The organism is Actinomycetospora sp. CA-101289, assembly GCF_050955895.1.
Classification (GTDB): Bacteria; Actinomycetota; Actinomycetes; order Mycobacteriales; family Pseudonocardiaceae; genus Actinomycetospora.
Window position 1 is genome coordinate 5,213,086 of sequence record NZ_CP192093.1, and the last position, 13,684, is coordinate 5,226,769.

The following is a 13,684-nucleotide window of genomic DNA, read 5'->3' on the forward strand; positions in this document are numbered from 1 at the left end:
GGGATGTCCCTGGTCCTCGCGAGGGCTGGCCTGCTGGTGACCGGTCCGCGACGCGCGGACGCTCCGGGAGCATGACGACGGCGACGACGGTGCTCCGCACGGCACGGCGGGGCCACGCCGGCCTGTTCTGGCTGGCCGCGGCGCTGGGCGCGCTGGCGGTGGTGGCGGCGCTGGGCGTCCTCGTGGACGACCGGGAGTTGCTCGGCGCGCCGATCTGGCTCAAGCCGCTGAAGTTCGCGCTGTCGTTCGGGCTCTACGCCCTGGCGCTCGCGTGGATGATCGGCGGGCTCGAGCGGGGCCTGCGCACCGCCCGGGCCGTCGGCTGGGTGCTCGTGGTCGGCTCCGCGGTGGAGGTCGGCGTCATCGTCGTCCAGGCCGCCCGGGGCCGGCGCAGCCACTTCAACGAGGAGACCGCGCTCGACGGATCGCTGTACTCGCTCATGGGCGCGACGGTGGCGCTGATCTGGCTCGCCACCGCCGTCGTCGCCGTCGTGCTGCTGCGGCAACGGGTGGCCGACCCCGGGATGCGCTGGGGCATCCGGCTCGGGCTGGGCGTGGGCCTGGTCGGCATGGCGCTCGGGATGCTCATGGTCGACGGCGGCGCGCACGCCGTCGGGGTGGCCGACGGCGGGCCGGGCGTGCCCTTCGTCGGCTGGAGCACGGTCGGCGGCGACCTGCGGGTCGGGCACTTCGTCGGCATCCACGCGCTGCAGGTCCTCCCGCTGCTGGCCGCCGCGCTGGCCGCCACCCGGCTCGACGCCGACGCGCGGCGCGCGCTGGTGGTGATCGCCGGGCTCGGCTACCTCGGCCTCGTCGCCCTCGGCACGTGGCAGGCCCTGCGCGGCCAGCCGGTGCTCGCCCCCGACGGCCTCACCCTCGCCGTGCTCGGCGCGCTCGTGCTCGGCGTCGGGCTCGCCGCCGCCACCGTCCTGCGCCAGCACCCCGCGACCGACCGACCGGAGGTTCTCCGATGAACGCGTCCACCACGACCACCACCACCGACTCCCGCGTCGCCCGCCTGTTCGGCCTGCAGGGCGAGCACTGGATGCGCCACGCCAACCCGTGGAGCGTCTGGACGCGCTTCCTCGCGCTGCCGCTGCTCGCCCTCGCGGCCTGGAGCCGCGTGTGGCTCGGCTGGTGGGCGGTGCTCGCCGGCGTCGCCGCGCTCGTGTTCACGGTGGTCCAGCCGCTGATCTTCCCCCCGCCCCGCTCGACGCGGAACTGGGCGTCGAAGGGGGTGCTCGGCGAGCGGATCGCCGCCGAGCGCGCCCCGGCGGACCTGCCGCCGCAGTTCGGGACCTCGCGGGTGCCGGCCGTGACGATCGCCTGGCAGGTGCTCGGGATGGCGATCCTCGTCGTCGGCCTCCTCCGGCTCGACCTGCTCCTCACCGTCGCCGGCATCGCGATCGTGCAGTGCGCCAAGGCCTGGTTCATCGACCGCGCCGTCCTGCTCTTCGAGGACATGAAGGCCCGCGACCCCGCCTACGCCGCGTGGGAGTACCCCGTGCCACCCGCCCCCTGACCCCGCCCGTCCCCGAGGAGATCCCCGTGCCCGCCGTCCGCCGCCATCCCCTCGTCACCTTCTTCGTCCTGACCTTCGTCATCGCCTGGGCGTTCGTGCCGTTCGGCTCGTTCGGGGCGTTCTCGCCGCTGATCGCGGTGCTGGTCGTGGCCCCGCTGGCCCAGGGCCGCGCCGGGCTGGCGGCGCTCGGGCGGCGCCTCGTGCGCTGGCGGGTCCGGTGGTACTGGTACGTGCTCGCCCTCGCCGTGCCGATCGGCGTGCACGTGGTCGCCGTCGTGCTGGGCAGCCCGATCGCCGCGTCCGCCACCGTCGGCGCCGTGCTGCTGTCGTTCGCGGTCCGCCTGGTCGACCCGACCGACGGCGCCCTCGGCGAGGAGCCGGGGTGGCGGGGCTTCGCCCTGCCCGGGCTGCAGACGCGCCTCTCGCCGCTGGCCGCCACGGCGGTCCTCGCCGTCGTGATCACGGTGTGGCACCTCCCGCTGGCGTTCCTCGAGGCGGGGGATCCGTGGTCGAACCTGTCGATCATCGTCGTGGGCACCGTCGCGGTGACCTTCTGGTACTCGTGGCTGTTCGACCACACCGGCGGCAGCGTCCTGCTCGTGGTGATCGCCCACGCGGCCGAGGGCGCCGTGCAGCACGAGGGCCTGCTCTACATGGTGGTCTGGCTGGCCCTGGCGGTCGTCCTCGTCGTCGTCGACCTGCGGTGGTGGCTCCGGCCCGCTCCGGTGGCGGCGACGACGGTCAGTCGACCGCCTGCTCCAGCCACGCCTCCTCCAGCTCCTCGCGCTCGCTGACCAGCGCGCGCAGGTCGGCGTCGAGGGCCATGAGGCGCTCGGGCTCGGTGGCCGCGGCGGCGAGCTTCTCGTGCAGCTTCGTCTCCTGCGTCGCGATCTTCTCCAGCCGCCGCTCGATGCGCGCCACCTCCTTGCGCGCGGCGCGGCGCTCGCCCTCGGCGCGCGCGTCCCCGGTCGGGGGCGCCGACGAGGAGGACACCGACGGCGCGGCCGGCTGGCCGGCGCGGCGCCGGAGGTACTCCTCGATGCCGCCGGGCAGGTCGGTGATGCGGCCGTCGCCGAAGAGCCCCACCACGCGGTCGCACACGCGCTCGGTGAGGTAGCGGTCGTGGCTGACGACGACGAGCGTGCCCGGCCAGCCGTCGAGGAGGTCCTCGAGCTGCTGGAGGGTGTCGACGTCGAGGTCGTTGGTGGGCTCGTCGAACATCAGCACGTTGGGCTCGCTCATGAGCAGGCGCACGAGCTGGAGGCGCCGCCGCTCGCCGCCGGAGAGGTCGGCGACCGGCGTCCACTGGCGGGCGGCGGGGAAGCCGAACCGCTCGGCCAGCTGCGACGCGGTCTGCTCGTACTTGCCGATCGTCACCCGCTCGGCGATGTCCTCGACGGCCTGCAGCACGCGGCGGTGCAGCGGGAGGTCGGAGAGGTCCTGGGACAGGTGGGCCAGGCGGACGGTGGTGCCCTGGACGCGCTTGCCGCCGTCGAGCTCGCGCTCGCCGGCCAGCGCCCGCAGCAGCGTCGTCTTGCCCGAGCCGTTCATCCCGATGATGCCGACGCGGTCGCCGGGGCCGATCCGCCAGGTCTGACGGTCGACCAGCGTGCGGTGGCCGACGGCGAGGGTCGCGTCCTCCAGCTCGAGCACGGTGCGCCCGAGCCGGTGCTTGGCCATGGTCACGAGCTCGACGGAGTCGCGGGGCACGGGGACGTCGGCGATGAGCGCCTCGGCGGCCTCGACGCGGTAGCGCGGCTTGGACGTGCGCGCCTGGGGCCCGCGACGCAGCCAGGCCAGCTCCTTGCGGGCGAGGTTGCGGCGGCGCTGCTCGGCGGCGTCGGCCAGGCGCGCCCGCTCCGCCCGCGCGTAGATCCAGTCGCCGTAGCCGCCCTCGTACTGCTCGACGTGGGCGTCGACGACCTCCCAGGTGCGCGACGCCACCGTGTCGAGGAACCAGCGATCGTGCGTGACGACGACGAGCGCGGTGCGCCGGGCCAGCAGGTGCTCGGCGAGCCAGCCGACGCCCTCGACGTCGAGGTGGTTGGTGGGCTCGTCGAGCACGAGCAGGTCGAGCTCCTGCACCAGCGCCGCGGCCAGGGCGATCCGCTGGCGCTCCCCGCCCGAGAGCCCCTCGATCGAGGTGTCGAGGCCGCGGTCGCCGCCGGGGCGCAGGCCCTCGATCACCGCGCGGCTGCGGCTGTCGGCGGCCCACTCGTGGTCGGGGACGGGCCCGCCGAGCACGGCCTCGCGCACCGACGCCCCGGTCGGGCGCGACTGCTGGGTCACCGTCGCCATGCGCAGCCCGCGCACCGGGCTGACGCGCCCCGAGTCGGGCGTCGTGAGGCCGGCGAGGATCGAGATCAGCGTCGACTTCCCGCCGCCGTTGCGGCCGACGACGCCGATGCGGTCGCCGGTGTCGACGCCGAGGGACACGCCGTCGAGCACGGGCTTCGGGCCGCCGAAGGCGATCGAGACCGACTCGAGGTTGACCAGGTTGGGCACGGTTCTTCAGTCTCCGGGAGGAGCGAACGGGGAGTTCACTCGCATGGGAGCAGCGAACGGGGAGTTCGTTGCGTAGGCGGGCGGGGTCAGGCGTAGGCGCCGGGGCCGGGGTCGCGGGGCCGGGGCCGGGGCGGGCCGGTGGACCCGCCCTCGCCGTCGACCACGCGCGCGCCGGGCACCGGGCCGTGGGCGACGCGCACCGTGCGGCACACGCCGACGCCGGCGAGCTCGGCGGCCACACGCACGGCGGCGTCCTGGCCGTCGCAGAGGAACACGCAGGTCGGCCCGGAGCCCGAGACGACGCCGGCCAGGGCCCCGGCGTCGACCCCGGCGCGCAGGGTGCGCCGCAGGCCCGGGTCGAGGCTCACCGCGGCCGCCTGCAGGTCGTTGCCCAGCAGCAGTGCCAGCGAGCGCGCCTCGCCGGACGCCAGCGCCTCGAGCACCGGCTCGACGTCGCCGACCCGTCGAGGCGCCTCGGGGCGGGCGCGCAGGCGGTCGAGCTCGCCGAACACCGTCGGCGTCGACAGCCCGTGGTCGGCGACGGCGACCACCCAGTGGAACGTGTGCCGCGAGAGCACGGGCACGAGCCGCTCGCCGCGCCCGGTGCCCAGCGCCGTGCCGCCGTGCAGCGCGAAGGCCACGTCGGAGCCGACCTCGGCGGCGACGCCCATCAGCGCCTCGCGACCCAGGTCGAGGCGCCACAGGCTGGCCGTGGCCAGCAGGGCGCCCGCGGCGTCGGCGCTGCCGCCCGCCATGCCGCCGGCCACCGGGATCGCCTTGCGCAGGCGGATGCGGACGTCGGGGCTGCGGTCGGCGCGGCGGGCGAGGGCCTCGACGGCCCGCCAGGCGAGGTTGGTGGTGTCGGTGGGCACGTCGTCGGCGCCGGTGACGCCGTCGGCGGCGGACACGGTGACGCCGGGCTCGATGGCGCCGGGGACCGCGGCGGTCACGCTGACCTCGTCGGTGATGCTCAGGGCCTGGAAGACCGTGACGAGGTCGTGGTAGCCGTCGGGGCGCAGGTCACCCACGGCCAGATGCAGGTTGATCTTGGCCGGGACGCGGACGGTGACCGGCGGTCCGACGGCGGAGAGCACCTGTCCAGGGTACGGACCGCGGCCGGGCGGCCTCGCCGTCACGCCGTCTTCACGCCGTCGCCGGGTGACGCCCGGCGCGGGCGATCGCGGTGAAGGCGGCGACGTCGAGCTCCTCGCCCCGCGCCCCGGGGTCGACGCCGGCCGCCCGCAGCGCCGTCTCGGCCGCCGGCGCCGAGCCCGCCCACCCCGCGAGCGCGGCCCGCAGCGATTTCCGACGCTGGGCGAAGGCGGCGTCGACGACGGCGAAGACGTCGCGGCGCGGGACGTCGGACTCCACCGGGTCGGGGTGCCGGGAGAACGCCACGAGCCCGGAGTCGACGCCGGGCACGGGCCAGAACACCGCCCGCGGGACCGACCCGGCGCGCCGGGCCTCGCCGTACCAGGCGAGCTTGGCCGACGGCGCCCCGTACGCCCGCTCCCCCGGCCGCGCTGCGAGCCGCTCGGCGACCTCGGCCTGCACCATCACCAGGCCCCGGCGCAGCGAGGGCAGCACGGCGAGCAGGTGCAGCACCACGGGCACGGCGACGTTGTAGGGCAGGTTCGCGACCAGCGCGGTGGGCTCGACCGGCAGGTCCGCGGGCGCCAGGCGCAGCGCGTCGGCGGTGACGACGCGCAGGTCGGCGTCCGGAGCGCGCATGGCGACGGTGGCCGGCAGGCGCCCGGCGAGCAACGGGTCGATCTCGACGGCGACGACGGTGGCCGCCGCCTCGAGCAGCGGCAGGGTCAGCGAACCGAGGCCCGGCCCGACCTCGAGCACCACGTCGTCGGGACCCACGCCGGCGAGGCGGACGATCCGGCGCACGGTGTTGGCGTCGTGGACGAAGTTCTGCCCGAGCCGCTTGGTCGGGCGCAGGTCGAGCTCGGCGGCCAGCGCCCGGACGTCCGACGCCCCGAGCAGACGGACGGGGTCGGGCTCGCTCACCCCGTCAGTGTCGTCTACTCGGTCGTCTACTTGCGGCCGCAGACCGGCCAGGCGCCGTAGCCACCGCGGTCGGCGCGGACGCGCTCGGCGACGGCGATCTGCTCCTCGCGCGTGGCCTGGTGCGGCAGCGAGGCGTACTGCCCGCCGCCGTAGGCGCGCCAGGTGCTGCGGTCGAACTGCAGGCCGCCGTAGTAGCCGTTGCCCGAGTTGATCGACCAGTTGCCGGTCGCCTCGCACTGGGCGATGCGGTCCCACTTGCCGCGGCCGACCGAGGGCGCCGTGTTCTTGGGCTTGGTGCCGCGGTGGACGACGCCGCCGACGGGCTGGCGGGTCACCTGCGACTCGCCGACCTGGGTGCGGCCGGTCTCCGAGCCGTTGGTCGCGTTGACCGACCAGGTGACGACCTCCTCGCCCGCCGTGCCGGCCTGCTCGACGCGGGTCTGGCCCTGCTCGAGGTCCGGGTCGTCGACCGTGCGCATCGGCGGCGCGATCGGGCGGGTCTCGGTGACCTGGGTGACCGTGTTGCGGGTGACGGTGATCGTCGACCCGCCGGTCAGCGTGTCGCCGCCGGCGATCGTGTCGGTCGGGCTGAGCGCCAGGCCGTTCTGCGCGAGCAGCTCCTGCGCGTTCAGGGCCGTGGTCGTGACCTGGCGCGGGGCGCCGCCGCCGTCGACGAGCGTGACCGTCTTGGGCACGCGGACGTCGAGGTTCATCCCGTTGACCGGGATCGCGGCACCCATCGGCGCCGAGGTGACGACCTGGTCGGTCGGCAGGCCGAGCTGGGCGAGCGCGTCGGCGACCGTGCGGGCCGTCGTCGTGATCGTCTGCGGGCGCCCGTCGACCATGAGGGCGACGTCGCGCGAGCGGTTGATGACGAGGTGGTCCCCGTCGGCGACCGAGGCGTTCGGGCCCGGGGCGAGCTGGTCGGCCGGGCCGAGCTCGATGTCGCCGCTCTCGAGCGCGCCGGCGACATCGCCGGAGAAGGTGTGCACGACCTGGTCGACGCCGTCGACCGTGACCGTGACCTCCTTGTCGAGCGCCACCGCCGTGCTGCCGCCGGCCGCGACGGCCAGCAGGGCCACCGCGACGCCGCCCTTGACGGCGTTCGAGCGGCGGCGGGTGTCGGTGGTGAGGCGCTCGGGGTCGTCGAGCTCGGTGAGCCCGGCCGGCGCGGCGGCGCGGAGGTCGTCCTCGCCCTGCTCGTCGGCGAACGCCTCGAGGTCGTTCCACTCGTCGAGGTCGGGCAGCGCGATGGCGCCGGAGGCACCGTCGGCGCGCGCGATCGGCAGCGGGCCGGTGATGTCGTCGAACCAGGCCGGCACCTCGGTCGCGGACGTGCCGTAGGCGGTGCCGTAGCCCCGGTCCGTCCCGAACTCGTGGGCGGCGTCGTAGCCGTAGTCCGACTCGTACGACTGCTCACCGGTGTAGGCGGTGCCGTACCAGTCGTCGCCGGGCGTGCCCTCGACCAGCGGGAAGCCCGCGGTGTCGGAGTCGCCGGTGTCGGCGTGACCGGCGCGGCCGCGGGCGGTGGCGGTGTCGGCGCTCATCGTGCGTCCGCCGCGACGAGCAGGCCGACGAGCGGGGAGCACGAGGAGGACATCGATGCGAGCAGGGAGCGCACAGGCACAGGGGAGTCCACATCGTTCGTACCTCCGGGCAGGAGCAGCGCCCTGGGGAGTCGGTCAGGACCTCGGTGAGGTCCTGGCGTCCTCCCTGTGGTGGGGACCTGGGGAAGTCCTCATCACGCGGGCCTCGGGGGTGGCTCCATCCCGGCGAGTCACAGCACGGTAACGAGTTGGGTGTCGCCACCATCAAGCCGACACGACCGTGTTGCGCCGAACGGCGTCCCGGCGACGACGAGCGTGGTCACTGCGTGCTCCCTCGTTCCACGGAGCGTGAAGGTTGAGGCTGTTCGGCCAGCCGGAAGGCCCACTGGGCGTTCTGGGTGCTCGCCGCGGCCAACCGCTCCGCGGGCTCGTCACGCAGCTCCGCCAGGTCTCGCACCGTGTGGGGGACGCAGTAGGGCTCGTTCGGCCGACCGCGGTACGGGTGCGGGGTCAGGAACGGCGCGTCGGTCTCGACGAGGACGAGCTCGGCGGGCATCCACCGTGCCGCTCGCCGCAGCTCGGCGGCGTTGGCGTTGCGGAAGGTCGCCGTGCCCGAGAGCGACGCGTACCAGCCCTCGTCGGCGCAGCGCCGGGCCAGCTCGAGGCCCCCGGAGAAGCAGTGGAAGACGGTCACCGGCGGGGCGCCCTCGGCGTCCAGGACGTCGAGGATCGCGTCGTGGGCGTCGCGGTCGTGGATGACCAGCGGCAGCCCGGTGCGCTTGGCGAGGTCGATGTGCCACGCGAACGCCTCGCGCTGCACGTCCAGCGGCGCGCAGTCCTCGCGTCGGGTCGTCCAGTAGTCGTCCATCCCCGACTCGCCCACCGCGACCACGCGCGGCTGCGCCGTCAGGGCCTCGAGGGTCGCCCGCGCGTCGTCGGTGAGGTCCCGCGAGCGCGTGGGGTGCAGCCCGACCGCGGCGAACACCCGCGGGTCGGTGTCCGCGGCCCACGCCGCCCACTGCGCCGAGGCGAGGTCGTCGGCGGTCGTGACCATCGCCGTGACGCCCGCGGACGTCGCCCGGTCCAGGACCTGCGCCAGGACCTCGGGCTCCCGGGCGCCGCAGGCGTCGAGGTGGGTGTGTGCGTCCACCACCCCGTCCCCGATGGGCTCGGGGACGGGCGGCGGGACGCGGTCCTCACTCACCGATGGGCGCCCACGAGGGCCCGGTCTCGCCCAGCGACGGGTCGAGCTTGGCGAAGAGCGGGGTCGGGCGCGCCAGCGGCCGGCCGACCGGGATCGGGGTCGACTCCCACCGCGCCTGCTCGTGGGCGTAGTCGCCGGTGAGCACCGAGTGGCTGGTGCCGAGCTCGCCCGAGACGCCCGCGTCCTCGCGGTGGGGCTGCTCGGCCCACACCCCGGTGCCGCCGAGGGCCTCGTGCACCTTCTGCGCGGCGTGCGGCAGGAACGGCGTGAGCAGGGTGTTCGCGTCCTGCACCACCTGCAGGGCGGTGTGCAGGATCGTGTCGCGGCGCGCCGGGTCGTCCTTGCGCTTCCACGGCTCCTGGTGCGACAGGTAGGCGTTGGCCTCGCCCACGATCCGCATGCCCTCGGAGATCGCCTGCTTGAACCGGGAGCGGGCGAGGTGCGCGCCGACGGTGTCGAACGCCGCCCGCGACTGCGCCAGCAGCGCCTCGTCGGCCGGGTCCGGGCTCGTCGGCTCCGGCACCGCGCCGACGTTCTTGAACGCCAGCGACACCGAGCGGTTGACGAGGTTGCCCCACTCGTTGGCCAGCTCGAAGTTGGTGCGCCGGACGAACTCGTCCCAGGTGAAGTCGCTGTCCTGGTTCTCCGGGCCCGCCACGGCGATGAAGTAGCGCAGCGCGTCGGGGCCGAACTCGCGCAGGAAGTCGCCGACGTAGATGACGGTGCCTCGGCTGGTGGAGAACTTCGAGCCGCTCATCGTCAGGAACTCGGAGCTGACGACCTCGGTGGGCAGGTTCAGCCGGCCGAACGACCCGACCTCGCCGCCGCGGTCGCCCTCGCCGTTGTGCCCGAGCAGGATCGCGGGCCACATCACCGAGTGGAAGGTGATGTTGTCCTTGCCCATGAAGTAGAAGGACTGCGCGTCCGGGTCGCACCACCACTGCTTCCAGGCGTCCGGGTCGCCGGTGCGCTGGGCCCACTCGATCGACGCCGACAGGTAGCCGATCACCGCGTCGAACCAGACGTAGAACCGCTTCATGGGCTGGTCGTGCCAGCCGTCGAGCGGGATGCGCACGCCCCAGTCGAGGTCGCGGCTGATCGCCCGGGGCTTGAGGTCGTCGGCGAGGCGCTTGCTGAAGTTCAGGACGTTGGGCCGCCAGTGCGTCCGGGTGTCGAGCCACGACCCGAGCGACGTCGAGAACGCCGGCAGGTCGAACAGCAGGTGCTCGGTCTCGACGAACTGCGGGGTCTCGCCGTTGATCCGGCTCTTCGGGTTGATCAGGTCGGCCGGGTCGAGCTGGTTGCCGCAGTTGTCGCACTGGTCGCCGCGGGCGCTCGGGTAGCCGCAGATCGGGCAGGTGCCCTCGATGTAGCGGTCGGGCAGCGTGCGGCCGGTGGACGGGCTGATCGCGCCGAGCGTCTTCTCGGTGCGCACGTAGCCGTTGTTCCACAGCGCCGTGAACAGGTCCTGCGTGACGCGGTGGTGGTTGTCGGTGCTCGTGCGCGTGAACAGGTCGTAGGACAGGCCGAGCCCGACCAGGTCGTCCTGGATCACCCGCGAGTACTTGTCGACGAGCTCGCGCGGCGTCGTGCCCTCGGCGTCGGCCTGCACCTGGATCGGCGTGCCGTGCTCGTCGGTGCCCGAGACCATGAGCACCCGGTTGCCGACCATGCGCTGGTAGCGCGAGAAGACGTCGGAGGGCACACCGAAGCCGGACACGTGGCCGATGTGCCGGGGGCCGTTGGCGTAGGGCCACGCCACGGCGGTCAGCACGGGAACGCTCATGACACCAGTCTGTCCTACAGGCCGACGAGGGGAGCCAGGGTGGGATCCGCGCTGCTGGTGATGGACTTCCAGGCGGCGTTCCTGGACCTGTTCGACGACCCCGCGGGGGTGGTCGACCGCGCGGCGGGGGTGCTCGCGGCGACGCGGGACGCGGGCCGGCCCGTGGTGCACCTGCGGGTGGCGTTCCCGCCCGTTGGGCCACCCGTCCCGGCCGCCAACCGCATGTTCGGGCAGCAGTTCCGCGGGCGGATGATCGAGGGCTCCCCCGACGTCGCGGTGCCCGACGACCTGGCGCCGCGCCCGGGCGAGCCCGTGGTCACGCGCCGGCGCACCGGGCCGTTCGCCGGGTCCGACCTGGCACCCGTGCTGCGCGGCCTGGGCATCGACGCGCTGGTGCTGACGGGAGTGTCGACCGGCGGTGTCGTCGCCTCGACGGTGTGCGCCGCGGCCGACGAGGACCTCGCACTGACCGTGCTGTCCGACGCGGTCGACGATCCTGACCCCGACCTGCACGCCGCCCTGGTGGGCGGGCTCTTCCCCCAGCACGCCCGCGTGGTGACGAGCGCGGAGCACCTCGCGCAGGGCCGGGCGCGCTAGATTCCCCGGGACCGCGCGAGAGAACGAGGAGGTGCACCCGTGGACGCAGCGACAGGGGCGCTCCCCTCCGGGGTCAGCGGGCGATAGATCGTCCGGGAGCGCCGTCCCAGGCACTCCCGAGAGGCACGACCATGCGCTTCACCTCCGACCGACGCCTCGACGACGGCGTCCGCGAACGCGACTTCACCCTCGACGGAGTCCCCGGCGTCCTGTGGACGTCCGGGTCCGCGCCGGCACCGCTGATCCTGCTGGGCCACCCCGGCGGGCTGGGCGCGATGTACCCCCGGCTGGTGGGCCGGGCCCGGGGCGCCCTCGCGGCGGGCTTCGCCGCGGCCACCCTCGAGCTCCCCGGGTGCGGCGACCGGCCCCGCTCCGCCGCCGCCGACGAGGCCCGCGCCGACCTGCGGCGGGCGGTGGCGGCCGGCGAGCCGGTCGACGACGCCGTCGACCGCCTCGTCCTCCCGCTCGTCGAGGAGGCGGTGCCGGAATGGCGGGCCCTCCTGGACGCCCTCCTCCCGCTGCCCGAGGTCCGCGGCCCGGCCGGCTACGCGGGCGGCGTCATCGCCATCGGCCTGCGGCTGGCGCTGGTCGAGCCGCGGATCGCGGCGGCCGTCCTGTTCGCCGGATCCTTCGTGCCCCGCGCCATGGTCGAGGAGGCCCGGCGGGTCACCGTCCCGCTGCACGTGCTGCTGCAGTGGGACGACGAGGGGAACGACCGGCAGCGCTCCCTCGATCTCTTCGACGCCTTCGGCTCCGCGGAGAAGACGCTGCACGCCAACACGGGCGGGCACACGGGCGTCCCGGCGTTCGCGGGCGAGGCCGCGAACGCCTTCCTCGCCCGGCACCTCCTCTGAGGTCAGGGCATGGCGCCGAACTGCCGGTCCCCCGCGTCCCCGAGGCCCGGGACGATGTAGCCGTTCTCGTCGAGGCGCTCGTCGACGACGGCGGCGACGACGGGGACGGTCGGGTGCGCCTCGGACAGCCGCGCGACGCCCTCGGGCGCGGCGACCAGGCACACCGCGGTGACGTCGTCGGCGCCCCGCTCGGCGAGGAGGTCGATGGTGTGCGCCATCGACCCGCCGGTCGCCAGCATGGGGTCGAGGACGAGCACGGGGATGCCGGCGAGGTCGCCGGGCAGCGACGCCATGTACGGGGTGGGGCGCAGGGTCTCCTCGTCGCGGGCGACGCCGACGAAGCCCATCACCGCGCCGGGCACCTGGGCGTGCGCGGCCTCGGCCATGCCCAGCCCGGCGCGCAGCACGGGCACGAGCACCGGGGGCTTCGCGAGCACGGCACCGGTCGTCCCGGCCACCGGCGTGGTGATCGCGGTCGGGCTCGTCGGCGCGTCCCGCATGGCCTCGTAGACCACCATCGCGGTCAGCTCGCGCACCGCGGCGCGGAACGTCGCCCGGTCGGTGCGCACGTCCCGCAGCGTGGTCAGGCGCACGTCGACGAGCGGGTGGCGCACGACGCGCGGCTCCGGCATGCCGCCGGACGCTAGCGGGCGGCGATCAGCCCGGCTCGCCACCCGGCGGGGTGCGGCGCCGGTCGGCCTGGACGAACGAGGCGACGATCTGCCCGAGGCGGGGCCCGGCGTCCTCCTGGAGGAAGTGCCCGGCGTCGGCGATCACCGGGTGCGCCAGGCCGAGGGCGCCGGGGACGTGGCGCTGCAGGATCGGGCCCATGTCGGCGGTGATCGGGTCGGAGTCGGCGAACGCGACGAGGAACGGGCGCTCGTAGCGCCCGAGCGCCTCCCACGCGGCGCGGTTGGCGCCGTTCTCCGGGTCGTCGGGGCGGGTCGGCACGAGCAGCGGCATCGCCCGCGGCCCGGCCTTGTACGTCTCGTCGGGGAACGGCGCGTCGTAGGCCGCGCGGACGTCGTCGGCGAGCCCGCGCGCGCACCCGGACGCGACGAGCCGGCCGACGTCGAGCGGGTCGGCCTTCTCCACCGCACGCCGGAACCGCCACCAGACCTCGGGCATGTCCCGGTCCCCGGTGGGCAGGCCGGTGTTCGCGGCCACGACGGCGCGGAAGCGGTCGGGGTCCTCGGCGACCAGGCGCAGCCCGATCAACCCGCCCCAGTCCTGGCCGAGCAGCACGAGGTCGCGCTCGCCGAGCGCGTCGAGCGCCTGGCGCGTCCAGGTCACATGGCGGGCGTAGCTGTGGTCGGCGACCTGCGCGGGCTTGTCCGAGCGGCCGAAGCCGACCATGTCGACCGCGACGGCCCGCAGGCCCGCGTCGACCACGGTGTCGATCACGTGCCTGTAGAGGAACGACCACGTGGGCTCGCCGTGGAGCAGGAGCACGGTCGGGGCGCCGTCCGGGCCCGCGGTGTAGGTGGCGACGCGGATCGCGGCCCCACCGTCGGGGTCGGGGACCTCGACGTAGCGCGGCTCGAGGGCGAAGCCCGGGAGGTCGGCGAAGCGGTCGTCCGGGGTGCGCAGGAGGTCCACGGGCCGGAGCGTGTCACGCCGGTACGGCCAGGTCACCGCCGCCGTCATAGGGTG

At 75.1% G+C, this 13,684-nt stretch carries 13 protein-coding genes; 5 read left to right on the forward strand and 8 right to left on the reverse strand.

The window, feature by feature from the left end; translation table 11 throughout:
- Window positions 1-71: 71 nt before the first annotated feature.
- The 3 genes from ACQPX6_RS25970 to ACQPX6_RS25980 are packed head-to-tail and all read left to right on the forward strand — an operon-like array spanning window position 72 to window position 2,316.
- Entirely contained in the window at window positions 72-974 is a 903-nt protein-coding gene (locus ACQPX6_RS25970) for a hypothetical protein (protein ID WP_433783550.1), read from the forward strand.
- Entirely contained in the window at window positions 971-1,522 is a 552-nt protein-coding gene (locus tag ACQPX6_RS25975) for a DUF6653 family protein (protein ID WP_433783552.1), read from the forward strand. The genes ACQPX6_RS25970 and ACQPX6_RS25975 overlap by 4 nt, the downstream gene beginning before the upstream one ends.
- A gap of 26 nt (window positions 1,523-1,548) precedes the next feature.
- On the forward strand, window positions 1,549-2,316 hold the full coding sequence (locus ACQPX6_RS25980) for a CPBP family intramembrane glutamic endopeptidase (protein WP_433783553.1): 768 nt from the start codon (window positions 1,549-1,551) through the stop codon (window positions 2,314-2,316).
- Here the strand turns inward: ACQPX6_RS25980 and ACQPX6_RS25985 are convergent.
- The 6 genes from ACQPX6_RS25985 to metG form a co-directional block, all read right to left on the reverse strand.
- Window positions 2,264-4,027 carry an ABC-F family ATP-binding cassette domain-containing protein gene (locus tag ACQPX6_RS25985; protein ID WP_433783554.1) on the reverse strand — a complete coding sequence of 588 codons (1,764 nt, stop codon included), beginning with the start codon at window positions 4,025-4,027 and terminating at the stop codon, window positions 2,264-2,266. The genes ACQPX6_RS25980 and ACQPX6_RS25985 overlap by 53 nt on opposite strands.
- An 86-nt stretch (window positions 4,028-4,113) precedes the next feature.
- Window positions 4,114-5,121: a 4-(cytidine 5'-diphospho)-2-C-methyl-D-erythritol kinase gene (locus tag ACQPX6_RS25990; protein WP_433783555.1), complete on the reverse strand. Its 1,008-nt coding sequence runs from the start codon at window positions 5,119-5,121 to the stop codon at window positions 4,114-4,116.
- Window positions 5,122-5,170: 49 nt separating this feature from the next.
- Window positions 5,171-6,043: a 16S rRNA (adenine(1518)-N(6)/adenine(1519)-N(6))-dimethyltransferase RsmA gene (gene rsmA, locus ACQPX6_RS25995; RefSeq protein WP_433783556.1), complete on the reverse strand. Its 873-nt coding sequence runs from the start codon at window positions 6,041-6,043 to the stop codon at window positions 5,171-5,173.
- Between the two features lie 26 nt (window positions 6,044-6,069).
- Complete coding sequence (locus ACQPX6_RS26000; RefSeq protein ID WP_433783558.1) at window positions 6,070-7,590, reverse strand: transglycosylase family protein; 1,521 nt, start codon at window positions 7,588-7,590, stop codon at window positions 6,070-6,072.
- A 319-nt stretch (window positions 7,591-7,909) separates the two neighbouring features.
- Window positions 7,910-8,740, reverse strand: coding sequence for a TatD family hydrolase (locus ACQPX6_RS26005; RefSeq protein WP_433783559.1), 831 nt, complete (start codon window positions 8,738-8,740; stop codon window positions 7,910-7,912).
- A 46-nt stretch (window positions 8,741-8,786) separates the two neighbouring features.
- Complete coding sequence (gene metG, locus ACQPX6_RS26010) at window positions 8,787-10,580, reverse strand: methionine--tRNA ligase (RefSeq protein WP_433783560.1); 1,794 nt, start codon at window positions 10,578-10,580, stop codon at window positions 8,787-8,789.
- 39 nt (window positions 10,581-10,619) lie between these two features.
- On the opposite strand from metG, the gene ACQPX6_RS26015 reads away from it, so the two are divergent.
- Window positions 10,620-11,177, forward strand: coding sequence for a cysteine hydrolase (locus ACQPX6_RS26015; RefSeq protein ID WP_433783562.1), 558 nt, complete (start codon window positions 10,620-10,622; stop codon window positions 11,175-11,177).
- Between the two features lie 131 nt (window positions 11,178-11,308).
- Complete coding sequence (locus tag ACQPX6_RS26020; RefSeq protein ID WP_433783564.1) at window positions 11,309-12,031, forward strand: alpha/beta hydrolase; 723 nt, start codon at window positions 11,309-11,311, stop codon at window positions 12,029-12,031.
- A 2-nt stretch (window positions 12,032-12,033) separates the two neighbouring features.
- Here ACQPX6_RS26020 and upp read toward each other — a convergent pair whose 3' ends face one another.
- Together upp and ACQPX6_RS26030 are read right to left on the reverse strand one after the other, a co-directional pair.
- Entirely contained in the window at window positions 12,034-12,663 is a 630-nt protein-coding gene (gene upp / locus ACQPX6_RS26025; RefSeq protein WP_433783566.1) for a uracil phosphoribosyltransferase, read from the reverse strand.
- Window positions 12,664-12,688: 25 nt separating this feature from the next.
- Window positions 12,689-13,630: a haloalkane dehalogenase gene (locus ACQPX6_RS26030; protein WP_433783567.1), complete on the reverse strand. Its 942-nt coding sequence runs from the start codon at window positions 13,628-13,630 to the stop codon at window positions 12,689-12,691.
- Window positions 13,631-13,684 lie beyond the last annotated feature (54 nt).

Bases quoted from the DNA above. Each gene is read 5' to 3' on its own strand.
- ACQPX6_RS25970 (WP_433783550.1), top strand. From the start codon at position 72: ATGACGACGGCGACGACGGTGCTCCGCACGGCACGGCGGGGCCACGCC.
- ACQPX6_RS25975 (WP_433783552.1), top strand. From the start codon at position 971: ATGAACGCGTCCACCACGACCACCACCACCGACTCCCGCGTCGCCCGC.
- ACQPX6_RS26000 (WP_433783558.1), bottom strand. From the start codon at position 7,590: ATGAGCGCCGACACCGCCACCGCCCGCGGCCGCGCCGGTCACGCCGAC.
- metG (WP_433783560.1), bottom strand. From the start codon at position 10,580: ATGAGCGTTCCCGTGCTGACCGCCGTGGCGTGGCCCTACGCCAACGGC.
- ACQPX6_RS26020 (WP_433783564.1), top strand. From the start codon at position 11,309: ATGCGCTTCACCTCCGACCGACGCCTCGACGACGGCGTCCGCGAACGC.
- upp (WP_433783566.1), bottom strand. From the start codon at position 12,663: ATGCCGGAGCCGCGCGTCGTGCGCCACCCGCTCGTCGACGTGCGCCTG.